Here is a 23,521-nt window from a genome sequence, read left to right on the forward strand (position 1 = left end):
AGGGCCGGAATATCCGGCCCTGCTAAGAGAGTACGTAAAGAGTACGTTCTTAAGTTTCCTGCAATCCGAGTTTCTTTTCCAGATAGTGGATGTTAGTGCCACCGTGCTGGAAGTTTTCATCGGTCATGATACGCATTTGCAGATCAATGTTGGTTTTGATGCCATCAATGATCAATTCAGCCAGTGCGTTTTTCATGCGGGCGATGGCCACGTCACGGCTTTCGCCGTAAGTGATCAGCTTGCCGATCATGGAGTCGTAATACGGCGGTACGGTATAGCCAGCGTAAATATGCGACTCCCAACGCACGCCAAAACCACCCGGAGCGTGGAAGCGGATAATTTTGCCCGGGCTTGGCAGGAAGGTATTCGGATCTTCAGCATTAATACGACATTCGACTGCATGGCCCTGAATGCGTACTTCATCCTGTTTGATCGACAGTGGCTGACCGGCAGCAATACGCAACTGCTCTTTGATCAGGTCAACGCCGGTGATCATCTCGGTAACCGGATGCTCAACCTGAATACGGGTGTTCATTTCGATGAAATAGAACTCGCCGTTTTCGTACAGGAATTCGAAAGTACCCGCACCGCGGTAGTTGATGTCCACACAGGCTTTGGTACAACGCTCACCGATATAACGCCGCATTTCTGCGGTAATACCTGGTGCTGGAGCTTCTTCAACCACTTTCTGGTGGCGGCGCTGCATGGAGCAGTCACGTTCTGCCAGATAAATCGCGTTGCCCTGACCGTCAGCCAAAATCTGAACTTCGATATGGCGTGGATTTTCCAGGTACTTTTCCATGTAAACCATGTCGTTGTTGAAAGCCGCTTTGGCTTCCGCACGAGTCATGGTGATGGACTGTTCCAGATCTTTATCGTGACGCACAACGCGCATACCACGACCACCGCCGCCGCCAGAGGCTTTGATGATCACCGGATAACCAATGCGTTTCGCATAGGCGCGGTTTTGGTCCATGTCGTCGCCCAGCGGGCCGTCAGAACCGGGTACGCAAGGGACGCCAGCTTTCTTCATCGCGCTGATAGCAGATACTTTGTCGCCCATCAGGCGAATGGTTTCTGCTTTCGGGCCGATAAAGATGAAGCCGGAGCGTTCAACCTGTTCAGCGAAGTCGGCATTCTCGGACAGGAAACCGTAGCCGGGGTGGATAGCCACCGCGCCAGTGATTTCAGCCGCAGCGATGATAGCCGGGATGTTGAGATAGCTTTTTACTGAGGCCGCAGGCCCGATACAGACCGTTTCGTCTGCCAGTAGTACGTGCTTCAAGTCACGGTCAGCGGTGGAGTGAACGGCTACGGTTTTGATGCCCAGTTCTTTACAGGCACGCAAAATACGTAACGCGATTTCGCCGCGGTTCGCGATAACAATTTTATCTACCATGGTACGCCTCGTTATTCGATGACGACCAGCGGCTCGTCGAATTCAACCGGCTGGCCGTTTTCCACCAGAATGGCTTTAACCACGCCAGATTTGTCTGCTTCAATTTGGTTCATCATTTTCATTGCTTCAACGATGCACAGAGTATCACCTGCGTTAACTTTCTGGCCGACTTCCACAAAGGCTTTCGCGTCCGGGCTTGGCGTGCGGTAGAAAGTACCCACCATCGGTGAACGGACGATATGTCCGCTGATCGCAGCCGGTGCCGCTTCAACAGGTGCTGCAGCCGGTGCCACAGCAGCGGCCAGACCGGGTTGTTGTTGCATTGGCATCGCGTAAGCTTGTTGCATCATAGGATAAGCCGGTGCAGGAACTGCACGGCTGATGCGCACTGATTCTTCGCCTTCAGAAATTTCCAGTTCAGAAATACCTGACTCTTCAACCAGTTCGATCAGTTTTTTGATTTTACGAATATCCATGGGTGTGATTCCGTACTCTTGTTGCGAAAAAATTAATGGGTTTTAGACAGGCGGTTAACCGCTGCCTGTAAAGCAAAATGGTAGCCATCTGCGCCAAGTCCGCAGATAACGCCCACTGCGATATCAGATAGATAGGAGTGGTGCCGAAAAGGTTCTCGTGCGTGAACGTTCGACAGATGGATCTCAATGAATGGGATCTGCACTGCCAGCAACGCATCACGCAGCGCCACGCTGGTATGGGTAAAGGCTGCGGGGTTGATCAAGATAAAATCGGTGTTTCCGCGTGCCTGATGGATCCTATCAATCAGGAGATGCTCTGCGTTAGATTGCAGATGGCTGAGCGCAACGTTTGCCGCCGCGGCCTGCTGTTCTAAACCTTTAACAATATCGTTGAGCGTGGTGCTTCCGTAAGTTTCAGGCTCACGTGTCCCTAACAAATTCAGGTTAGGACCGTTTAGTAGCAAAATGTCAAACTTATCCGCCATTGTGAGCCTATCTCCGGCAATTAGACCAAGATTGTAGAAAATACCCTGACGTCACCGATTTGTCACCTATTTCGCGGAAAATCAGCCCTGCTTTTCAGCATAAGGTCGGGCATTATAATGATATCGTGGCAATTCGCAGCTAAATACTGGTCTTATCAGCGAAGATAATCAACCCTCAGAGTGCAACTGAGGGTTCTGACTACGGGATTATGAGGGGTAGAACACAGAAAAGTTCCGCTGCCTACCGCAGCCACTGGCGGAACTTTTTGTAGCGTAATGCTAACAAGATAGCAGCAATTACCGCATAAATGACAGGCTGTGGCGATAGGATTTTAACTGACCAGATATAGTGGATCGGGGCCAGAATGGCGACCACATAGATAAAGTTATGCAGGGTTTGCCATTTTGCACCTAACTTACGTTGCGACCATAACGTTGAGGTGCAAGCGAGCGTCAGCAAGATGAGCCAGCTGATAATGCCAAGTGTCAGGTAAGGCCGGGAAATCAGTTCACTGCCCAGTAACGCCAGATTGTTGATCCCCAGTTCGAGGAATGAATAACTCAGAAGATGCAGGGTTCCCCAGGCAAAGCACCACAGACCGACCAGACGGCGCACACGGATCAGCAGCGGTTGCTTGCCATAACGGGCCACTGGCGTAATAAGCAGGGTCGCTAACAGTAATTTAAGCGTCATTCGTCCGGTAAAATGCTGGATGTCTTTTGCAGGGTCGGCGCTGAACCAGCCCTGATTGATCGACAATAATAGCCACAGAAACGGCAAAAAAGCCGCCAGATAGATAACAACTTTCAGCCATTTAATGTGTGTCAGACTCAAACGCCGCATTGAGGTTCCCTCATCAATTCACTCCTGAAATCAATAATTGGTACGCAGATCCAGTCCGCGGTACATCGAGACAACTTGTTCTGCGTAGCCGTTAAACAGCAGCGTTGGTTGGCGTTTAACATCCAGAATGCCGCCGGAGCCAATGAAGCGTTCCGTCGCCTGCGACCAGCGCGGATGGTCAACGTGCGGATTGACGTTGGCATAAAAACCGTATTCATTGGTAGCGATCTGGTTCCAGGTCGTCGGCGGCTGATTTTTTGTCAGACTAATGTTTACTATCGATTTAATGCCTTTAAAACCATACTTCCACGGCACGGTCAGGCGGATCGGTGCGCCGTTTTGCGGAGGCAACGCCTTGCCATAAACGCCCACGGTCAGCATGGTCAGCGGATTCATCGCTTCATCCATGCGCAGACCTTCCACGTAAGGGTAATCCAGTCCACCGCCGATAAAACGGTCTTTTTGGCCCGGCATCTGCTCCGGGTCATACAGCGTTTTGAAGGCTACAAATCGTGCATTGCCGGTGGGTTCAGCCAGCTTAATAATGTTGCTCAGCTGGAAACCAATCCAGGGCACAACCATCGACCAGGCTTCGACGCAGCGCATCCGGTAAATGCGTTGTTCCAGCGGAAAGCGTTTCATGATGTCGTCCATATCGAGCGTGATTGGTTTGCCGACTTCGCCATCAATGACAATTTTCCAGGGAGAGGTGACCAACTGGCCAGCGTTCGCTGCCGGATCGGCTTTATCCAGCCCAAATTCATAAAAGTTGTTGTAGCCGGTGACTTTATCTTCTGGCGTTAGCGTTAAATCATTTTGGTAGGCAGCGGGCTTAGTGAAGTCGAGTGGTTTACCGGCTGCGGCTTTTGGGCGGTCGTGACCCTTAAACCAGGAGAGCACATCGGCTTTCGCGCTTTGCGGCAATGCCAGTGCAGCAGCACTTATCCCTAGCGCCTGCAGTACTTTGCGCCGGTCGTGAAAAATACTTTCCGGCGTGACGTCCGCCTCGGTCAGTTTGCGAAGTTTATTCATCACCTGCTCCGGTATCATTATAGTTATTGATCAATATGACTAAATAATGGCGGGTGAACGTCGATTTAGCGAGTTAGTGTTAGAAAATAGGAAATTTCAGAGAGGAAGATAATTTTCACACATGAGCGCCGCAAGCGACGCCCGTGGTATTAATTGGCGGTTTTATTCACGCACTCTTACCAGCGTTCGACCTGTTACGGTATTGGCCATGATCCCGGCGGCAGTTTCAGTGACTTGCTCGAGGCTGATTTCTGTCGCCGCCTGCTCATAGAATGATGCTGGTAATGTTTGTGCCAGGCGCTCCCAGGCGTCCATGCGCCGGTGCAGTGGACACATCACTGAGTCAACGCCTTGCAGACGCACATTGCGCAGAATAAAAGGCATGACCGTGGTTGGAAGCTGATAACCCCCCGCCAGACCACAGGCCGCAACAGTACCGCCATAAACAGTTTGCGAAAGCAGCGTCGCCAGAGTTTGGCCGCCGACGGTGTCAATAGCGCCAGCCCAACGTTGCTTATCCAGTGCGCGGCCCTCTTGGCTGAACTCTTCGCGGGTCAACACCCGTTTGGCGCCAAGTTGAGTCAGGTAATCGGTATTGTTGGTGCGTCCGCTGATGGCGACGACGTTGTAACCCAGCGTTGCGAGCAGAGTGACTGCCGTACTGCCGACCCCACCGCTGGCACCGCTGACAATGACTTCACCGCTGTCGGGCAGTATGCCGCCTTCCTCAAGGGCCATCACGCACAGCATCGCTGTAAAACCCGCAGTACCGATAATCATGGCATTGCGTGCTTCTAGGCCTTCTGGCAACGACACCAGCCAGTCACTTTTGACGCGGGCCTGTTCCGCCAGTCCACCCCAATGGGTTTCTCCTACGCCCCAACCGGTAAGCACCACTTGTTGCCCGACGCTGTAGCGCTTGTCCTGGCTGCTACTGATGCGCCCGGCGAAATCTATCCCAGGAACCATCGGGAAATCACGAATAATTTTGCCCGTCCCGGTAATGGCCATGGCGTCTTTATAATTCAGACTCGACCAGTCAATATCGACGGTCACATCGCCTTCGGGCAGCTGTTCTGCGCTGATTTTTCCAACGGACGATACCGTTTTGCCGTCATTCTGCTCTAATAAAAGTGCTCGCATTACTCATCTCCATAAGAATTCTGAATTGACCGATTATGCAGTTGCTATGCTATGAATATAACTCACCCTAAGCTTGAGGGGCTGACATGAGACAATTATGGTGCGGTTAACCAGAGCCTTACTCACAACTCTTTACCGGACTTGTAACACTGATGCTTTATAGTAGTGGCCTTTCAATGACGGTCCGTGGTGAAAGGCTTTTACGGGCATGACCTCATTTATTAGCACAGTAGCGTGTAAGGCACAGGGATGCGATTTACTAACAGACTGGCGGCATTAATCTCCATTTTGGTCACATTGGCAATGCTATTAATGTTGCTCGGTGTCACCTTCAGTTTTGTCTTTTTAAACAAGCACTATACCGAACAACATTTACGCACATTGGCGGCAATCTACGATCAATCTCTTCTTTCTCATTCTCCACAGCAGCCGGAGCACTGGATGCCCACGGCGATGCGTATGCTTGATATTTCCGAAGTGACAATTATCGAGAACCAAAACACGCTTTTCTCATACCGAGAGGCGTTGGATATGGATAGCGCATGGGAAAACAGTTATCCGAATCGCATCACCACCGTACTGCCTTTAATACAGCATCCGGCGATGTCAATGCGCATTGTCTATGTTGACCCCATCGGCACTTATACCCGCGCAATGCTTCCCACCGTTGTCATCAGCGTGACCATCGTGTTGATGATCATCGCCGTGTTGCTTAGTTTTCGCTGGTTGCGTGTGGAAACTGCCGGGCTGGAGAGGCTCGAAGTCAGGGCATCCCGTATTTTGCGTGGGGAGCGTGATGAACTGACCCGGGGGGATATTACCGAGTGGCCACCCGTTGTCAGCAGCGCTATTGATTTACTTCTGACCGACCTGAGTGAAGCCCGCGAACAGCGCAGTCGCGTGGACACCCTGATCCGCGCCTTCGCACAGCAGGATTCACAGACCGGGTTGAGTAACCGGTTATTTTTTGATAATCAGCTCGCCACTCAATTGGAAGAAGAGGGCGCTCACGGTATTGTTATGCTGCTCCGTTTGCCGGACTTCGATACGCTGCGTGATACGCACGGCCAGCGCCCCGTCGACGAACTGCGCTCAGCGATGGTCAATCTTCTCTCTACCTTTGTTATGCGTTATTCCGACGCGTTGCTGGCCCGCTACTTCCACACTGATTTCGCGGTAATGCTTCCGCACCGTAGCCTGAAAGAGGCTGAGGTCATGGCGGCTCAACTGGTCAATGCTCTTGGCACACTACCTGCTTCCAATAATATCGATCGCGATGCACTGCTTTATATCGGTATCAGTGCCTATCGTTATAGCCAACTACCAGAAGAAGTGATGGATTATGCTGAACAGGCGACCCGCAACGCAGCGTTCCAGGGCAGCAACAGTTGGCTGATTTACGATAGAAAAGTGCCTGAGAAAGCGCGGGGAAGCGTCAAATGGCGCACTTTACTGGAAAATACCTTAGCGCGCGGCGGTCCGCGCCTTTATCAGAAACCGGCATACCTTACAGAGGGCCCATTGGATCATCGTGAAGTACAGCGGCGTATTTTTGATGGCGAACAAGAGCTGTTAGCAGCGGAGTTTATACCGCTGGTGGTGCAGTTCGGGATGTCGCAAAGTTATGATCGACAAATGCTGTCTCAGATTATTCCGTTACTCACTCACTGGGCGGACGAAACGTTGGCATTTCACCTGACGGTTGATTCATTATTGCAGCGCTCTTTTATCCGTTGGTTGCGTGATACGCTCCTGCAGTGTGAAAAAAAGCAGCGTAAGCGAATATTGATTGAACTTGCAGAGGCAGATCTCTGTCAACATATCGACAAGTTGCGTCCAGCGATACGCTTGCTGAAGGGAATGGGATGCCGTCTTGCTGTTTCTCAGGCGGGTTTGACGGTTGTCAGTACCTCTTATCTCAAAACTTTCCCAGTGGATTGCGTAAAACTCCATCCCGGATTGGTACGGGATATTGAGAAGAGGATTGAAAATCAGCTGTTTGTGCAAAGTCTGATCAGCGCATGTGAGGGAACGCACGCTAAAGTATTTGCCTCGGGTGTGCGAACTAAAGAAGAGTGGGCGGTGCTGGTTGAAAAGGGCATTCACGGTGGGCAGGGTGATTTTTTTGCCGGTCCACAAGCCGTCGAGCCTGTCAGCAAAAAATATTCACACAACGGTGACGTTTAAACTGACTGTAATGGGAATATTTAACGTAGAATGACACAGCCTTTAATCGGTTCTTGTCAAAGAAAGTGTGCCTTGTATCTCAAGCCGCTTGCTTTTTCAGGGGATTCCGGTGTAAGTGCAAGAATTCATGTGCGGTGTTGGTGCTTTTGTTTATTCCTGCAAAAGATCTGCAATCAAACTCTCTGAATCTGGATGAATCTGGGTTATGGAATTGAATGCGGGGTGTTTTGCAGTCAGAGTAACTGCAGGTTAAGCCACCGACATCGTGGACAATTTCACCGAAGCGGGACGTTTTTTTGCGCCTTGTCGCTGCTTCGCGTGGTTGGTAAAGTAGGCGGATTTTATTTTTCGCCCCCAGCTAGCAGGATTATCCTTTCGTTATGTTTAAGAAATTTCGTGGCATGTTTTCCAACGACTTGTCCATCGACCTGGGTACCGCCAATACCCTCATCTATGTAAAAGGACAAGGCATCGTGCTGAATGAGCCATCAGTTGTGGCTATTCGTCAGGATCGTGCTGGTTCACCTAAAAGCGTTGCGGCCGTCGGCCATGATGCTAAACAGATGCTCGGTCGTACGCCAGGTAATATTGCGGCTATTCGCCCGATGAAAGATGGCGTTATCGCTGACTTTTTCGTAACCGAAAAAATGCTGCAACACTTCATCAAACAAGTTCACAGCAACAGCTTCCTGCGCCCAAGTCCGCGCGTGCTGGTCTGTGTGCCAGTCGGCGCAACGCAGGTTGAACGTCGTGCTATCCGTGAATCTGCACAAGGTGCGGGCGCGCGTGAGGTGTTTCTGATTGAAGAGCCAATGGCCGCAGCGATCGGTGCAGGTTTACCTGTTTCTGAAGCAACCGGCTCTATGGTTGTTGATATCGGCGGTGGTACCACAGAAGTGGCCGTCATCTCGCTGAACGGCGTGGTGTACTCTTCTTCTGTACGCATCGGCGGTGACCGCTTCGACGAAGCCATCATAAATTATGTGCGTCGTAACTATGGCTCATTGATTGGTGAAGCAACGGCTGAACGCATTAAGCACGGTATCGGTTCTGCTTACCCGGGTGATGAAGTTCACGAGATCGAAGTCCGTGGTCGTAACCTGGCTGAAGGCGTCCCGCGTGGCTTTACATTGAATTCAAACGAAATTCTGGAAGCATTGCAAGAGCCTCTGACTGGCATCGTTAGCGCGGTGATGGTTGCTCTGGAACAGTGTCCACCAGAACTCGCTTCCGACATCTCCGAGCGCGGTATGGTTCTGACCGGTGGTGGCGCATTGCTGCGTAACCTCGATCGCCTGCTGATGGAAGAGACCGGTATTCCGGTGATTATCGCGGAAGATCCGCTGACCTGCGTTGCTCGTGGCGGCGGTAAAGCGTTGGAAATGATCGACATGCACGGCGGCGACTTATTCAGCGAAGAGTAGTCTGAGCGAAAAGCGTTAGAGTTTCAGCGAAGCTCGTTTTAGCAAAGACTCTATTTAGCGAAGATTGGTTTTGCCCGCAAAGGTGACTGTCAATCTGGTGAAACCTGCTGCGTTAAAGTATGCAGTGTCAAATTGGTGTCGAGCGCTGATCTGCCTGAATGAGCAATTATTCAGGCAGGTTGCGCGCGATCTCATTCGCTTGCTGCTTTATCTACCAGGGTTGTCTTTCACTTCGATTGGCTGATACCTTTTGTTGCCGAGGAACTCGCATATTTTATGAAGCCGATTTTTAGCCGGGGACCTTCCCTGCAGCTGCGACTTTTTTTGGCTATTCTCATTGCCATCGTCCTGATTTTTGCCGACAGTAAAATAGGTACGTTCGTCAAGATCCGTACCTATATGGACACTGCCGTCAGCCCTTTCTATTTTTTGTCAAATGCTCCGCGTGAATTCCTGGATCAGATCTCCAACACGTTTGCGACCCGTCAATCCCTTGAACTCGAAAACCGCGCATTGCGTCAGGAGTTGCTGCTCAAAAACAGCGATCTGATGTTGCTTGGTCAGTTCAAACAGGAAAACGCCCGCTTACGCGAATTACTAGGTTCACCGTTGCGTCAGGATGAGCACAAGATGGTGGCGCAGGTTCTGTCGACCAGTGATGATCCTTACAGCGACCAGGTAGTTATCGATCAGGGCAGCCAAAAAGGGGTGTATGTCGGTCAGCCGGTGATCAGTGATAAAGGCGTGGTTGGGCAGGTGGTTGCCGTGGGTGCTCTGACCAGTCGCGTATTATTGATCTGCGACGCCTCGCACGCTTTGCCGATTCAGGTATTACGTAATGATATCCGCGTCATTGCCGCCGGCAGTGGCTGTACAGACGACCTTCAACTTGAACACTTACCCAGCAATACCGATATTCGCGTGGGTGATGTGCTGGTGACGTCTGGTCTGGGCGGGCGCTTCCCTGAAGGGTATCCCGTTGCCGTCGTCTCTTCGGTTAAAGTCGATAATCAACGTGCTTACACGGTGATTCAGGCGCGACCGACGGCGGGTCTGCAACGTCTGCGTTATCTGTTACTGCTGTGGGGTTCGGATCGTAACGGGGACAAACCGTTACCTCCTGAAGAAGTTCATCGCGTTGCCAACGAGCGTCTGATGCAAATGATGCCGCAGGTACTGCCACCTCCGGGTGATATGGGCCCACCGGCGCCGGTTCCGCAGCCTGCGACCGGTACTGTCACTACGCCAGTATCGCCACGGCCTGCCGCCGGGAGCCGGCAATGAATCACTACCGGAGCCACGGGCGCTGGATAATTTGGCTATCCTTTCTGATAGCCATGTTATTGCAGGTGATGCCATGGCCCCAAGAGATCTACATGTTCCGCCCATCCTGGCTAATGCTTATCCTGATTTATTGGGTTATGGCCTTACCGCACCGGGTTAACGTGGGATCGGGTTTTATCGTCGGGTTTGTGATGGATCTTATCCTCGGTTCTACTCTGGGCGTTCGCGCTTTGGCGCTGGCGATGACGGCTTACCTGGTGGCGTTCAAATTTCAGTTATTCCGTAATATGGCGCTTTGGCAGCAGGCATTAATTGTCATGTTGCTCTCGCTGGCTGTTGATCTGGTGGTTTTCTGGGCCGAGTTTTTGGTGGTTAACGTTTCGTTCCACCCTGAAGTTTTTTGGAGCAGCGTGGTGGATGGTATTTTGTGGCCATGGCTGTTCCTGCTGATGCGTAAGATCCGCCGTCAGTTCGCTGTTCGATGAGGAAATGATGACCGTACTTTATCTGGCTTCTGGTTCACCGCGCCGCAGCGAGTTACTTGCCGTTCTTGAATACGCATTTGAGCGTCTGGTTATTGATGTTGCGGAAGAACAGCAGCCTGGCGAAGCGCCGGCCGCCTACGCTGTCAGGCTGGCTTGTGAAAAAGCGCAGGCTGGGGTGAAAGTTGCTCCGCAAGATTTTCCGGTGCTGGGCGCGGATACTATTGTGGTCCTCGATGGCAAGGTATTGGAAAAACCGCAGGATGAAACTCAGGCAGCTCAAATGCTTGCTGCGCTCTCCGGTCGTCAGCATCAGGTGATGACCGCTGTTGCTTTGGCAGATAGAAATATTCACCGCAGTACGCTGGTTGTGACTGATGTCACCTTTCGCTCACTATCCGCCGAGGATATTCAGCACTATATTCTGAGCGGAGAACCCATGGATAAAGCGGGTGCATACGGTATTCAGGGAAAGGGCGGTTGTTTCGTCCGTGAAATTCGCGGCAGTTACTACGCAGTGATGGGACTTCCTCTGGTGGAAACTCAGGAACTGTTTGGTGACTTTGTTGCATTACGCGAGCTTAGGAGAAAGCATGACAGCTGAATTACTGGTTAATGTAACCCCGTCGGAAACGCGGGTGGCTTACATTGACGGTGGTATTTTGCAAGAGATCCACATTGAGCGTGAAGCCAAGCGCGGTATTGCGGGCAATATATACAAAGGGCGCGTTAGCCGGGTTCTTCCGGGCATGCAGGCGGCTTTTGTAGATATTGGCTTAGAGAAAGCGGCCTTTTTACACGCATCAGATATCATGCCACACACTGAATGTGTGGCGCGTGATGAGCAGAAACATTTCAATGTACGTGACATCGTAGAGCTGGTGCATCAGGGCCAGGATCTGATGGTGCAGGTGGTAAAAGATCCGTTGGGCACCAAAGGTGCACGCCTGACCACCGATATCACGTTGCCTTCACGTTATTTGGTTTTCATGCCGGGTGCATCGCACGTTGGCGTATCGCAACGTATTGAAAGCGAAACAGAACGCGATCGTCTGAAAAAAGTAGTATCAGAATATTGTGATGAGCACGGTGGCTACATCATCCGCACTGCGGCTGAAGGCGTGGGCGAAGAAGAACTGAAACAGGACGCCGCTTTCCTCAAGCGTTTGTGGACCAAAGTGATGGAGCGCAAACGCCGCAACAAAACTAAGTGCAAACTGTATGGTGAACTGGCGCTGGCGCACCGCGTGTTACGTGATTTTGCCGGTGAAGCGCTGGACCGGATCCGCGTTGACTCGCGTCTAACCTATGAATTACTGGTGGAGTTCACCAGTGAATACATTCCGGAAATGACGGCCAAACTTGAGCATTACAACGGCAAGCAGCCTATTTTTGACCTCTTTGATGTTGAGAACGAAATCCAGCGCGCGCTGGAGCGTAAAGTCGAACTCAAGTCAGGAGGTTACCTTATTTTCGATCAGACCGAAGCCATGACCACTGTAGATATCAATACGGGGGCATTTGTCGGTCATCGCAATCTCGAAGAAACCATCTTCAATACCAATGCTGAGGCTACTCAGGCTATTGCCCGCCAACTGCGTCTGCGTAATCTTGGCGGTATTATCATCATAGACTTCATTGATATGTCGAATGAAGAACATCGCCGTCGTGTATTGCACTCTCTCGAGCAGGCATTGTCGAAAGATCGCGTGAAAACAGGTGTCCACGGTTTCTCCGCGCTCGGCTTGGTTGAAATGACGCGTAAACGTACCCGTGAAAGCGTGGAACACGTGTTGTGCAGTGGTTGCCCGACCTGCCACGGCCGCGGCACGGTGAAAACGGTCGAAACGGTATGTTATGAAATACTGCGAGAAATCGTGCGGGTTCATCATGCCTATGATGCCGATCGTTTCCTGATATACGCCTCTGCGGCCGTCGGCGAAGCGCTGAAAAGCGAAGAGTCCCACGCGCTGGCCGAAGTGGAAATTTTTGTCGGTAAGCAGGTGAAAGTTCAGATTGAACCACTCTATAACCAAGAGCAGTTCGACGTCGTGATGATGTGATCCCTACTCGCTTCATGAGACTAGCATGAAGCGAGTAGGGGAGTAATTTCTATTGCAGTCTGCGTGGTCAATACCGTTGCAGAATGGGGTACAAGGAGATAAGTTTGAGGCGACTGCCCGGGATACTGTTAACCACTTGCGCAACCATTATTGTGATTGTTGCCTTGACGATCAGTGGTTTGCGTCTGGCTTTACCTCAGCTCCATCGCTTCCAGGGGCAGTTGGTTAACAAGGTACAGTCTATCACCGGCGTGCCGATTAGCCTCGAACAAATCAGCGGTAACTGGCAAACCTTTGGGCCGACGCTGGAGCTGAAAAAGCTCAGCGTGACCTTGCCTGATGCCTCAGTTAACGTAGAGCGCGTTACGCTGGCGCTCGATGTCTGGCAGTCTTTACTGCATATGCGCTGGCAGTTTCGTGACCTGACGTTCTACAACCTCGATCTGGATAGTAACGCCACTTTTGGCGGTAACGCCAAAGACAGTAAAGGTTTCGAAGCCAACCGTATCAGTAATATTTTCCTCAAACAGGTCGACCATTTTGATCTGCGCGACAGCCGTATCTCATTCCTGACGCCCTCCGGGCCGCGTGCCGAAATTTCTATCCCACAGCTGACGTGGCTGAACAGCCATAACCGCCATCGTGCCGAAGGATTGGTGAGCCTGTCGAGTTTTAACGGACAGCACGGCGTCGTTCAACTACGCATGGATCTTAACGACAATAACGGCCTGCTCAATAACGGAAAAGTTTACCTGCAGGCCGACGATATTGATATGAAACCCTGGTTCAGCCGCTGGCTGCGCAGTAACACCGGATTAGAAAGCGCTGATTTTAGCCTTGCAGCCTGGCTTACGGTACGCAATGGCGATATCTACGCTGGCGATGTCTGGGTGAAAAAGGGTGCGGCGACATGGGCAAGTGAAGGTCAGGACCACCGGTTGGATGTTGAAAATCTGACGCTGCACGGCAGTCGGCAAGGCAACGGCTGGCAGCTGGAGACCAAACAGCTCAATCTCAAAACGGACGGGCAAGCGTGGCCAAAAGGCACCTTTAGCGCACTGTATTTGCCGGAAAATAATGCGTTCCTCGGACCCTCGCAGGGTGAGGAAATACGTCTGCGCGCTACCCAGTTGCAGCTTGAACGGCTTGGCCCGATCATTCCAACCTTCTCATTCCTGACGCCGGAGCTGCTGGAGCGCTGGCAGGATCTGCAGCCCCAGGGAATGATTGATGCGCTGGCTCTCGACATTCCGCTCAATCAGCCCGATCACACTCGCTTTGATGCCCAATGGCATGATGTTAACTGGCAGCGCTGGAAATTACTGCCGGGCATCAACCATTTCAGTGGCGCTTTGAAAGGCAGCGTGCAGCGCGGCCAACTGACCGTGAATTTGCAGGATAGCACTCTGCCGTATGGCGAAATGTTTCGTGCACCGCTGGAGGTTAGTTCCGCACAAGGTACGTTCGACTGGAGTAATGATAAAAGCGGATGGGGTTTGTGGGCCAAAGGTGTGGATGTAAAAGCCAACGCGCTTTGGGCGCACGGCGACTTCCACTATGACAGCCCTGCCAACGGACAGCCATGGCTGAATATTTTGACCGGTATTCGTCTGTACGATGCCAGCCAGGCCTGGCGCTATTTCCCTGAAACCCTGATGGGTAAACATCTGGTAGATTACCTCTCCGGTGCGATTCAGGGCGGGCAGGTTGATAACGCTACGCTGACGTTTAACGGTGATCCGCAGTATTTCCCGTTCAAAAATAATGAAGGTCAGTTCCAGGTCTGGGTACCGCTGCGACATTCGACATTTGCGTTCCAGCCGGAGTGGCCGGCGCTGACCAATCTGGATATTGACCTCGACTTTCTCAATGACGGTCTCTTTATGAAGGCGGCCAATACCAAACTGGGTAAAGTGGATGGGAACAATGTTGTCGCCAATATCCCGGACTATCTGAAAGAAAAACTGTTCATTGATGCGGATATCAACGGCGAGGGCAAAGATATCGGTGCCTACTTTATGGATACCCCGCTGAAAGACTCGCTGGGAGCCGCGTTAGAAGAGTTGCAGATCAGCGGCGATGTAAGCGGTCGCTTACATTTAGATATTCCACTCAACGGCGAAATGGTACGTGCCACGGGTGGCGTCAATCTCAACAATAACAGCCTGTTTATTAAGTCGTTGAACAGTACGATGGAACACCTCAGCGGGCAGTTCGTCTATGACAACGGCAATTTGCAAAGTAATCAGCTCTCCGGTAACTGGTTCGGTCAGCCCTTCAATACTCAGTTTAGCACCCACGAACTGGCGGACGATTACACGATTAACGTCGGGTTGGAAGGGGACTGGCAACTGGCGAAAATCACCGGCATACCTGACGTTATCGCAAAAAAAATCAGTGGCAGCGCCCCATGGAAAGGGACTGTTGATGTCTCTTTGCCGCATAAAGGCGAACCAAATTACAACGTAGCAGTCAGTGCGGATCTGAAGAATGTAAGTAGTCACTTACCCAGCCCGTTAGATAAAAAGGCCGGCCATACTCTGCCACTCAGTGTAAACGTGAAAGGTGGGTTGAAAAGCTTTGATCTTACCGGCGTAGTAGATGGGAAAGACCGCTTTAACAGTCGCTGGCTGCTGGGCAAACAGTTAAAACTCGATCGCGCCGCCTGGCAGATGAACGCACCGAAGACCCCCGCGTTGCCGCAGACCAGCAGCCTGACGCTACATTTACCGGCACTCGATGGCGAAAGCTGGATGGCGCTGATGTCACCGGATAGCGCCGCCACCGGCAAGTCTGGCGGTAATGGCAAAGTGGCCAGCAAGGAGCTTGCGCCAGCGTTCAGCTTCCCGCATGAAATAACCCTGACCACGCCGCAACTGACGCTGGGTGGCCAGGTATGGAACGATCTGCGGCTACGCTCAACCCAGAGCAGCAGCGGCATGAGCATTACGGCGATGGGTAAAGAGATCGACGGTACGCTCATGATGGATGACCGCGGCCCATGGAAAGCCGATTTACGTTACCTCTACTTTAACCCGCAGTGGACCGTAGCTGATGCGGCGAGCGGCGGTAAAACTTCGTCGAATCCTTTTGCTGAGAACAATATCTCCTTCGCCAGCTGGCCTGCGTTGCAGCTGCGTTGTCAGGCGTGCTGGTTCCTGGGGCAGAGTTTCCGCCGGGTCAATGCGGACCTGATACCGGAGGGTAACCAGCTATCGCTGCGCAATGGCCTTATCGATACCGGCGTGGTCCGTCTGGATGTGCAGGGCGACTGGAAGCAGAACGGCTCGGGAGAAAGTACCGGCCTGAAAGGCAAACTGACGGGCAAAGATGTCGAAGCCGCCACCTCATTCTTCGGTGTAACCACGCCGCTGCGCGGTGCGCCGTTTAACATCGATTTTGACCTGCACTGGAAATCCATACCCTGGAAGCCGGATCTGAAAACGCTCAATGGCACGATGAAAACGGATCTGGGCAAAGGTGAAATTGTTGACCTCGGCGGTGGGCGTGCTGGCCAGCTGTTACGTCTGGTGAGCTTCGATGCCCTGATGCGTAAGCTACAACTGGATTTCAGCGATACTTTTGGCAAAGGGTTCTATTTTGACTCCATCAAATCCACGGCGTGGATTAAAGATGGCGTGATCCATACTGATGACCTGCTGGTAGACGGCCTTGCTGCCGATATCGCGATGACCGGCAGCGTTGATCTGGTTAACCAGCGTCTGAATATGGAAGCCGTGGTCGCACCAGAAATTTCTGCCACGGTCGGTGTGGCGACGGCATTCGTTATCAACCCGATTGTGGGGGCTGCGGTATTTGCTGCGACTAAAGTACTGGCGCCGCTGTGGAATAAAATTTCGCTGATCCGTTATCACATTGACGGTACCATCGCTGAACCAAGAATTAATGAGGTTCTTCGCCAGCCAATATCCGCAAAAGAGCCCCACGCCGCTGCTGTGCCCTGAAATACCTGTCATTACGGTATTGGCTATTTTTATCGCGTGTTACGATTATATTGTTCGGCCGTGAATGGCGAATCTTCCGGCCGGAACAATTCATCCCCAAAGAGAGTGAAGAGCTTATGAGTTTGGCCTTAGTCAGTGAGCGGTTACTAACCGCTAATAATCTGAGTCATCAAGACCTGTTTTCCGTGTTGGGTCAACTGACTGAACGTCGCCTCGACTATGCAGATCTCTTTTTTCAATCCAGTTTCCATGAATCCTGGGTGATTGAAGACAGCATCATCAAAGATGGCTCTTATAATATCGATCAGGGTGTGGGCGTCCGCGCCGTCAGCGGCGAGAAAACGGGTTTCGCGTATGCAGACCAAATCACCCTGAACGCTTTGAATCAAAGTGCCTCCGCAGCGCGTAGCATTGTGCGTGAACAGGGTAACGGCAAAGTCCACACGCTGGGCGAAATTGGCTATCAGGCGCTTTACACGATCCTCGATCCGCTACAAAGCCTGTCACGTGAAGCGAAAATTGAATTACTGCATTGCGTTGACCGCGTCGCACGTGCGGCCGACAAACGGGTGCAGGAAGTCAGCGCCAGCATCACCGGCGTGTATGAAAGTATACTGGTTGCTGCCACTGACGGCACGCTGGCGGCGGATATCCGCCCGCTGGTGCGATTGTCCGTTAGCGTGTTGGTTGAAGATGATGGCCGCCGTGAACGTGGCTCCAGTGGCGGCGGCGGGCGTTTTGGTTACGACTACTTCCTCGAAAGCGTTGATGGCGAAGTCCGTGCTGAGGCCTACGCGCGCGATGCGGTACGCATGGCACTGCTAAACCTGAATGCGGTCGCGGCTCCAGCGGGTGGCATGCCAGTGGTATTGGGTGCGGGTTGGCCGGGTGTGCTTCTGCACGAAGCCGTAGGTCACGGCCTGGAAGGCGATTTTAACCGTCGTGGTACCTCGATGTTCAGCGGTCAGATGGGCCAGTTAGTGGCGTCTGAGCTCTGCACCGTGGTGGATGATGGCACGATGCCCGGACTTCGTGGATCGCTCGCGATTGACGACGAAGGCGTTCCAGGTCAGTACAATGTGCTGATCGAAAACGGCGTGCTAAAAGGCTACATGCAGGACAAATTAAACGCACGTCTGATGGGTGTGTCACCAACCGGAAATGGCCGGCGCGAGTCATACGCGCACCTGCCGATGCCGCGTATGACCAACACCTACATGCTGGCGGGAAAATCCACACCGGAAGAGATCATCAGCAGCGTGAAATATGGTCTGTATGCGCCAAACTTTGGCGGCGGACAGGTGGACATTACCTCCGGAAAATTCGTTTTCTCAACCACCGAAGCCTATTTGATCGAAAACGGCCGCATAACCAAACCGGTGAAAGGCGCTACGCTGATAGGTTCAGGCATCGAAGCTATGCAGCAGATCTCAATGGTTGGCAACGATCTGGCGCTTGATAAAGGCGTCGGCGTCTGTGGTAAAGAGGGGCAGAGCCTGCCGGTCGGCGTCGGCCAGCCAACGCTGAAACTGGATAATATTACGGTGGGTGGCAGCGCGTAATCGTCGTTTTGCCATCAGCTTTAACGGGAACCTCAGGGTTCCCGTTTTATTTTGATGATTTCGGACTCACCATCCCTTGCCTATATCCCTGATAGGCTTTTCCGACCTGTTTAAAATATTCGGTCAGATAGTTGATACACACCTGCACTTTCAGCGGCATCTTGTCTTTTTCGGTATAAAGCGCGTAAACCGGACGTGGATCGGACTGATAACCGCCGAACAAGATCTCCACTTCTCCGGCGTTGATTTCGTCAATGATCCACATCAGTGGCACATACGCGATGCCCACGCCGGCTTTCAGCCAGCGAATTAAGGTCTGGGAATCATTGGTGACGAAGCGTCCGTGCGGCGTGATGCGCGTCGTAATACCTTCCGGGGCGATTAACTCAAAATCGCTGTCGGGGCGCACGCTGTATTCCAGCCATGAAAAGTTGACCATATCGGCCGGTTTGTCAGGCGTGCCGTGCTGGCTCAGATAGCTGCGCGCGGCGCAGACCACCATAGGCATTGACCCCAACCGTTTAGAGAACAAACTGGAGTCCTGGAGCGCACCGACGCGGATCACCACGTCGAGGCCATCGGCAATCAGATCCGGAGCAGGAATGCCGGTAACCAGATTAACTTTCAGCCCTGGGTACTCCACCAGCATCTCGGCGGTCATCGCAGCTAATACGTTTTGTGCCATTGTTGATGAGCTACCGATACGTAATGTGCCGGTTGGTGTGTTGTTGAATGCATATAATTGTTCATGCACCTCGCGTACGTCCTGCAGCATTTTCAGGCAGCCCTGATAATATATTTTACCGGCTTCAGTCAAACCAAGGCTACGAGTGCTTCTATTTAACAGTTTGACTTGTAAATCATTTTCTAGCTTTGAAACGGTCTGGCTGATAGCAGAAACGCTCATTTCGAGGCGACGTGCTGCCGCGGTAAAAGAGCCACTTTCCACCACCTGAGCGTAAATCGACATGCGTTTTAATCGGTCCATTGTTAACTCTGGCTTAAAAGTGATTGTGGTCACAGAATGTTGATCACTTGATAATAAGCAGGCTAATATACTGCTCTGGGTGATAGACCCCAGTTTCGGCATTGACTGGCGGTATCGCTGCTTACCTTCGCACACTTCCCTGGCAAATCCATTGTCTCTTTTACCCAATTCTGACTCTCAGAATGAGACGGTATTGTCTAAAATAATGAATAATGCGCGGACGTAACGAGAGGCGATTTTCCGCTGCGCTACATTAAGGAATTATGCATGAGTTTGCTTCCGGTTATGGTGATTTTCGGATTGTCGTTTCCTCCGGTATTTTTTGAAATCCTGCTGGCGCTGGTGATCTTTTTCCTGCTGCGACGCCTGTTACAACCCACCGGGATTTACGACTTTGTCTGGCATCCGGCGTTATTTAATACAGCTCTGTTTTGCTGTCTGTTCTATCTGATTTCCTGCTTCTTCATCTGAGGGTGTCGTGAAAAATTTTTCTATAAAAATAATACGTTACGCAATAACGTTACTCCTTGTTGTCCTTGCGGTCATCGCTATCTTCAGGGCATGGGCGTTCTATACCGAATCACCGTGGACCCGAGATGCCAAATTCACCGCTGACGTGGTCTCTATCGCACCTGACGTAACGGGTTTAGTCACGGATGTGCCCATCGTTGATAACCAGCTGGTGAAGAAGGGCCAGATCTTGTTCAAGATTGATCAGCCGCGCTACCAGCAGGCGCTGGATGAAGCCAGTGCTGATGCTGCTTACTATCAGGCACTCGCTGCCGAGAAAAAGCGCGAAGCGGGACGCCGCGTAAAACTTGGCGTGCAGGCTATGTCACAGGAAGAGATTGATCAGGCCAACAACGTATTGCAAACCGCACAGCATCAACTGGCGAAGTCCCAGGCTGCGCGCGACCTGGCCGTGCTTGATCTCCAGCGTACCGTGGTAACCGCGCCGGCTGACGGTTGGGTGACCAACCTCAACGTGCATCCTGGCAACTATATCAATCGTGGTTCGACCGCCGTCGCGCTGGTGAAGAAAAACACTTTTTATATTCTGGCCTATCTGGAAGAAACCAAACTGTCAGGCCTGAAAAAAGGTGATCGCGCCGAAATCACGCCATTGGGCAGTAACCGCATCATGCACGGTTCAGTCGACAGTATTGCCGCCGCGGTAACCAATAGCTCCTCTTCTGCCGCCGCCAACGGCCTGGCCACTATCGATAGCAATCTCGAATGGGTACGACTGGCACAGCGTGTGCCGGTGAAAATTGTCCTCGATGCCGCCGACCAACAGCATCCGTACCCTGCGGGCACCACGGCGACCGTGGTGATCACCGGCGCTCACGACAGACAGCCTGAACATCAGTCAGGATTTACCCGACTGTTACGCCGTCTGCGTGAGTTCGGCTAAGAGATCAACATGAACAGCCAATTCATTTCGCGGGTCAGGTTCGGTTGCAAGCTGACTTTCGCTATCCTCGGTGCGCTGATCCTCGGTTTTTATTTCCAGTTGGAAACGCCGCGTTGGTCAGCGATGACCGCTGCGATTGTGGTCTCTGGTCCGGCGATGGCGGCTGGGGGGGAGCCGTTCGCCGGTGCCATCCGCCATCGTGGCCTTCTGCGCGTCATCGGTACTTTTATCGGGTGTATCGCTGCGCTGGTGATTATCATCGCCACCGCCCGAGCGCCGGTAGTGATGTTACTTTTATGCTGTATCTGGGCTGGAGTCTGTACCTGGTGGTCGTCGCTGGTGAGGGTTGAAAACTCTTACGCGCTGGGACTGGCCGGTTATACCGCGCTGATCATCGTGGTGACATCTGCCAGTACGCCTCTGCAGGCACCGCAGTTTGCCGTCGAGCGTTGCAGCGAGATTGTAGTGGGGATTTGTTGTGCGATTGTTGCCGATCTGCTGTTTTCGCCACGATCGATCAAATCTGATGTTGACCGTTCGGTCAGTCAGCTACTGCTTGACCAGTTCGCTCTGATGCGTATTTGCGTCAATCAGGGCGAAAAGGAAGACATTGATAAATCGTGGAGCAATCTGATTAAGAGCACCACGGCACTTAACGGCATGCGCACTAGCCTGATAATGGAATCGTCACGCTGGCAGCGCGCTAATGAGCGGCTGAAAGCACTGCACAGCACCTCGTTGAGTATGATCACTCAGGCTTGTGAAACCTACCTGATCTTGCAAACTTCACCAGACCGTATTACGCCTAATATAAAGGCATTGTTTGCCGAACCGGCAGAAACGCCGATTGAGGTTCACCGGCGTATGAAACAGCTACGTCAGGCGATCTCCTCGACGCACAGCGACGATATTCTGCTGACCATCAGCTCATGGATCGGCGCGGGGACGCGGGCGCTGCTGCTGGCGAAAGGTATTCAAACCAACGGCAGCATCAGTAATGTGGAAAGTAACGTTCTTAACCGTGAAGTGGTGGTGAAACCGACCTCGGCTGAGCGCCATCACGCCATGATCAACGGACTGCGTACTTTTGCCGCCAGTGCGGCCGGTTGTCTGTTGTGGCTGTGGACCGGCTGGACCTCCGGCAGCGGTTGTGTGGTTATCATCGCGGTGGTGACGTCACTGGCGATGCGTACGCCGAATCCCAAAGGCGTGGCTATCGACTTTGTGGTCGGGATGCTGCTGGCGATCCCGGTCGGCTCAGTATACTTCATGCTGATCATGCCAGCGACGCAGCAAAGTCTGTTTCTATTGTGTTTGTCGTTGGGGATATTCACCTTCTTTATTGGCATTGAAGTGACTAAACGGCGTCTTGGTATGCTTGGTCTGTTGGCCGGAACAATCAATATTCTGGTGCTGAGTAACCCAATGAAATTCAACGTGACAGCCTTTCTCGACAACGTTACCGGTCAGGCAATTGGAACTATGATTGCGTTGGTCGTGCTACTGCTGATCCGTGATAATTCGCGTGAAAGAACCGGCCGTACGCTGCTCAACCGTTTTATGAGCAGTGCGGTGTCGGCACTTACCACCAAGGTGTATCGTCGTCGTGAAAACCATCTGCCGGCGCTATATCATCAGCTAAACCAGCTGTTAGTGATGTTCCCGAATGATATCGCCAAATACCGGCTGGCATTGATGCTGATTATCGCTCACCAGCGGATGAAAATGGCGGAAATCCCGGTCAGCGAAGAGCTGTCTGCGTTCCATAAAAAGATCCGTAATACTGCCGATCACGTAGTCTCTTCGGGCGAGGGTAAGCGCACCTATTACTATCAGCGGCTGCTTTCAGAATTGAATGAGTACCAGCAAAAACTGGTGGAATACGATGCACCACCAAAAGTTACCGAGCCGGTAAAACGGCTGGCTGAGATGCTGCATAAATACCAGCATGCCTTCCTGGCATGATGGAAAAAGCGCTGCGAAAAAACCGGTGTCATCAAAGGCAGCGGTTTTTTTTCCTTAATTGTTATGAGCATGCCGTGCAGTGAGCGCTTCGACCGTAGTTTTAACCGCTATACTTAACATATTGGATACATAATCCTGCTTTCGTTATCGCTGGATTTGGAAGAGTACTGGCCGGTGAAGACGCTACATCTGGGTAACCTGTAACGTTGGGCACGATATACCCTTCATCCTTCAAGTTGCAGATGCATTGGCTGCTCTCTCTTACCTGAATCACTTACTTGAGTAAGCTCATCGGGATTCGTTCGTTTGCAGCCTTCCTGCAACTCGAATTATTTTGGGTATACTTATTACAAGGTAATCATGAATAGATTGATATGGCTGCGTAATCGCAGCCTTTGGCTAATGTTATGGCTTGGTTTGCTGCTGGGGCAATTTCTCGCTGTCGCGCAGGCGAAACAATCCGCTGATATAATGTCGGTGCTGACTGCGGAACAGTCCCTGGTGAACTACCTGCGGCATAATCATCACCTGCCAGATTATTATGTCACTAAGAAAACGGCGAGGAGTGCAGGATGGAATGCTCGTGCTGGAAATTTATGCCAGGTACTGCCGGGTAAAGCCATTGGCGGCGACCGATTTGCCAATCGTGAAGGGCGTCTTCCTAACGCCTATAAGCGCGTATGGCGTGAGGCTGATATCAATTACCACTGCGGCCACCGAGGCGCAGAACGGGTACTTTTCGCCAGTGATGGCCTGATCTATATTAGCCGCGATCACTACAGACAATTTGTTCGGGTGGAGTGAATTC

General features: G+C 52.0%; 19 protein-coding genes. 12 read left to right on the forward strand and 7 right to left on the reverse strand.

Annotated elements, in window-relative coordinates; all coding sequences use genetic code 11:
* Nucleotides 1-49 precede the first annotated feature (49 nt).
* The 6 genes from accC to acuI form a co-directional block, all read right to left on the reverse strand.
* Entirely contained in the window at nt 50-1,399 is a 1,350-nt protein-coding gene (gene accC, locus ACMV8I_RS12795) for an acetyl-CoA carboxylase biotin carboxylase subunit (protein WP_498865595.1), read from the reverse strand.
* A gap of 11 nt (nt 1,400-1,410) precedes the next feature.
* Nucleotides 1,411-1,875 carry an acetyl-CoA carboxylase biotin carboxyl carrier protein gene (gene accB, locus ACMV8I_RS12800; RefSeq protein ID WP_498865596.1) on the reverse strand — a complete coding sequence of 155 codons (465 nt, stop codon included), beginning with the start codon at nt 1,873-1,875 and terminating at the stop codon, nt 1,411-1,413.
* Nucleotides 1,876-1,907: 32 nt separating this feature from the next.
* Entirely contained in the window at nt 1,908-2,360 is a 453-nt protein-coding gene (aroQ, locus tag ACMV8I_RS12805) for a type II 3-dehydroquinate dehydratase (RefSeq protein WP_498865597.1), read from the reverse strand.
* Between the two features lie 241 nt (nt 2,361-2,601).
* Nucleotides 2,602-3,204: a protein-methionine-sulfoxide reductase heme-binding subunit MsrQ gene (gene msrQ / locus ACMV8I_RS12810; RefSeq protein WP_498865598.1), complete on the reverse strand. Its 603-nt coding sequence runs from the start codon at nt 3,202-3,204 to the stop codon at nt 2,602-2,604.
* A 30-nt stretch (nt 3,205-3,234) separates the two neighbouring features.
* Nucleotides 3,235-4,236, reverse strand: a complete 1,002-nt coding sequence (gene msrP / locus ACMV8I_RS12815) for a protein-methionine-sulfoxide reductase catalytic subunit MsrP (protein WP_498865599.1) — start codon at nt 4,234-4,236, stop codon at nt 3,235-3,237.
* A gap of 162 nt (nt 4,237-4,398) precedes the next feature.
* On the reverse strand, nt 4,399-5,379 hold the full coding sequence (acuI, locus tag ACMV8I_RS12820) for an acrylyl-CoA reductase (NADPH) (RefSeq protein ID WP_498865600.1): 981 nt from the start codon (nt 5,377-5,379) through the stop codon (nt 4,399-4,401).
* 249 nt (nt 5,380-5,628) lie between these two features.
* Here acuI and csrD point away from each other — a divergent pair, with 249 nt between their 5' ends.
* The 8 genes from csrD to tldD all read left to right on the forward strand — a co-directional run bounded on the left by csrD (nt 5,629) and on the right by tldD (nt 18,346).
* Entirely contained in the window at nt 5,629-7,566 is a 1,938-nt protein-coding gene (csrD, locus tag ACMV8I_RS12825; protein WP_498865601.1) for an RNase E specificity factor CsrD, read from the forward strand.
* A gap of 380 nt (nt 7,567-7,946) precedes the next feature.
* A complete protein-coding gene (gene mreB, locus ACMV8I_RS12830) occupies nt 7,947-8,990 on the forward strand; it encodes a rod shape-determining protein MreB (RefSeq protein WP_498865602.1) in 1,044 nt (347 codons plus the stop codon).
* A 276-nt stretch (nt 8,991-9,266) separates the two neighbouring features.
* Entirely contained in the window at nt 9,267-10,274 is a 1,008-nt protein-coding gene (gene mreC, locus ACMV8I_RS12835; protein ID WP_498865603.1) for a rod shape-determining protein MreC, read from the forward strand.
* Nucleotides 10,271-10,759, forward strand: coding sequence for a rod shape-determining protein MreD (gene mreD, locus ACMV8I_RS12840; RefSeq protein ID WP_498865604.1), 489 nt, complete (start codon nt 10,271-10,273; stop codon nt 10,757-10,759). The genes mreC and mreD overlap by 4 nt, the downstream gene beginning before the upstream one ends.
* Nucleotides 10,760-10,766: 7 nt before the next feature.
* Complete coding sequence (locus ACMV8I_RS12845; RefSeq protein WP_498865704.1) at nt 10,767-11,360, forward strand: Maf family protein; 594 nt, start codon at nt 10,767-10,769, stop codon at nt 11,358-11,360.
* Nucleotides 11,350-12,819: a ribonuclease G gene (gene rng, locus ACMV8I_RS12850; RefSeq protein WP_498865605.1), complete on the forward strand. Its 1,470-nt coding sequence runs from the start codon at nt 11,350-11,352 to the stop codon at nt 12,817-12,819. The genes ACMV8I_RS12845 and rng overlap by 11 nt, the downstream gene beginning before the upstream one ends.
* Before the next feature lie 104 nt (nt 12,820-12,923).
* Entirely contained in the window at nt 12,924-16,784 is a 3,861-nt protein-coding gene (yhdP, locus tag ACMV8I_RS12855; RefSeq protein ID WP_498865606.1) for an AsmA2 domain-containing protein YhdP, read from the forward strand.
* Nucleotides 16,785-16,900: 116 nt separating this feature from the next.
* Complete coding sequence (tldD, locus tag ACMV8I_RS12860) at nt 16,901-18,346, forward strand: metalloprotease TldD (protein ID WP_498865607.1); 1,446 nt, start codon at nt 16,901-16,903, stop codon at nt 18,344-18,346.
* 46 nt (nt 18,347-18,392) lie between these two features.
* On the opposite strand, the gene aaeR is transcribed toward tldD, so the two are convergent.
* On the reverse strand, nt 18,393-19,334 hold the full coding sequence (aaeR, locus tag ACMV8I_RS12865) for an HTH-type transcriptional activator AaeR (RefSeq protein WP_498865608.1): 942 nt from the start codon (nt 19,332-19,334) through the stop codon (nt 18,393-18,395).
* Between the two features lie 267 nt (nt 19,335-19,601).
* Between aaeR and aaeX the strand changes: the two genes are divergently transcribed.
* From aaeX to ACMV8I_RS12885, 4 genes are all read left to right on the forward strand, one after another.
* Nucleotides 19,602-19,805, forward strand: a complete 204-nt coding sequence (gene aaeX, locus ACMV8I_RS12870) for a p-hydroxybenzoic acid efflux pump operon protein AaeX (protein WP_498865609.1) — start codon at nt 19,602-19,604, stop codon at nt 19,803-19,805.
* A gap of 7 nt (nt 19,806-19,812) precedes the next feature.
* A complete protein-coding gene (gene aaeA, locus ACMV8I_RS12875; RefSeq protein ID WP_498865610.1) occupies nt 19,813-20,748 on the forward strand; it encodes a p-hydroxybenzoic acid efflux pump subunit AaeA in 936 nt (311 codons plus the stop codon).
* 9 nt (nt 20,749-20,757) lie between these two features.
* A complete protein-coding gene (gene aaeB, locus ACMV8I_RS12880) occupies nt 20,758-22,713 on the forward strand; it encodes a p-hydroxybenzoic acid efflux pump subunit AaeB (RefSeq protein ID WP_498865611.1) in 1,956 nt (651 codons plus the stop codon).
* Between the two features lie 402 nt (nt 22,714-23,115).
* Nucleotides 23,116-23,517: a ribonuclease domain-containing protein gene (locus tag ACMV8I_RS12885; protein ID WP_498865705.1), complete on the forward strand. Its 402-nt coding sequence runs from the start codon at nt 23,116-23,118 to the stop codon at nt 23,515-23,517.
* The last annotated feature ends 4 nt before the right edge of the window (nt 23,518-23,521 follow it).

Origin of the sequence: Ewingella sp. S1.OA.A_B6 (genome assembly GCF_049889095.1) — a bacterium.
GTDB lineage: Bacteria > Pseudomonadota > Gammaproteobacteria > Enterobacterales > Enterobacteriaceae > Ewingella.

Bases quoted from the DNA above. Each gene is read 5' to 3' on its own strand.
- accC (WP_498865595.1), bottom strand. From the start codon at position 1,399: ATGGTAGATAAAATTGTTATCGCGAACCGCGGCGAAATCGCGTTACGT.
- accB (WP_498865596.1), bottom strand. From the start codon at position 1,875: ATGGATATTCGTAAAATCAAAAAACTGATCGAACTGGTTGAAGAGTCA.
- aroQ (WP_498865597.1), bottom strand. From the start codon at position 2,360: ATGGCGGATAAGTTTGACATTTTGCTACTAAACGGTCCTAACCTGAAT.
- msrQ (WP_498865598.1), bottom strand. From the start codon at position 3,204: ATGCGGCGTTTGAGTCTGACACACATTAAATGGCTGAAAGTTGTTATC.
- msrP (WP_498865599.1), bottom strand. From the start codon at position 4,236: ATGAATAAACTTCGCAAACTGACCGAGGCGGACGTCACGCCGGAAAGT.
- acuI (WP_498865600.1), bottom strand. From the start codon at position 5,379: ATGCGAGCACTTTTATTAGAGCAGAATGACGGCAAAACGGTATCGTCC.
- csrD (WP_498865601.1), top strand. From the start codon at position 5,629: ATGCGATTTACTAACAGACTGGCGGCATTAATCTCCATTTTGGTCACA.
- mreB (WP_498865602.1), top strand. From the start codon at position 7,947: ATGTTTAAGAAATTTCGTGGCATGTTTTCCAACGACTTGTCCATCGAC.
- mreC (WP_498865603.1), top strand. From the start codon at position 9,267: ATGAAGCCGATTTTTAGCCGGGGACCTTCCCTGCAGCTGCGACTTTTT.
- mreD (WP_498865604.1), top strand. From the start codon at position 10,271: ATGAATCACTACCGGAGCCACGGGCGCTGGATAATTTGGCTATCCTTT.
- ACMV8I_RS12845 (WP_498865704.1), top strand. From the start codon at position 10,767: ATGACCGTACTTTATCTGGCTTCTGGTTCACCGCGCCGCAGCGAGTTA.
- rng (WP_498865605.1), top strand. From the start codon at position 11,350: ATGACAGCTGAATTACTGGTTAATGTAACCCCGTCGGAAACGCGGGTG.
- tldD (WP_498865607.1), top strand. From the start codon at position 16,901: ATGAGTTTGGCCTTAGTCAGTGAGCGGTTACTAACCGCTAATAATCTG.
- aaeR (WP_498865608.1), bottom strand. From the start codon at position 19,334: ATGGACCGATTAAAACGCATGTCGATTTACGCTCAGGTGGTGGAAAGT.
- aaeX (WP_498865609.1), top strand. From the start codon at position 19,602: ATGAGTTTGCTTCCGGTTATGGTGATTTTCGGATTGTCGTTTCCTCCG.
- aaeB (WP_498865611.1), top strand. From the start codon at position 20,758: ATGAACAGCCAATTCATTTCGCGGGTCAGGTTCGGTTGCAAGCTGACT.
- ACMV8I_RS12885 (WP_498865705.1), top strand. From the start codon at position 23,116: ATGTTATGGCTTGGTTTGCTGCTGGGGCAATTTCTCGCTGTCGCGCAG.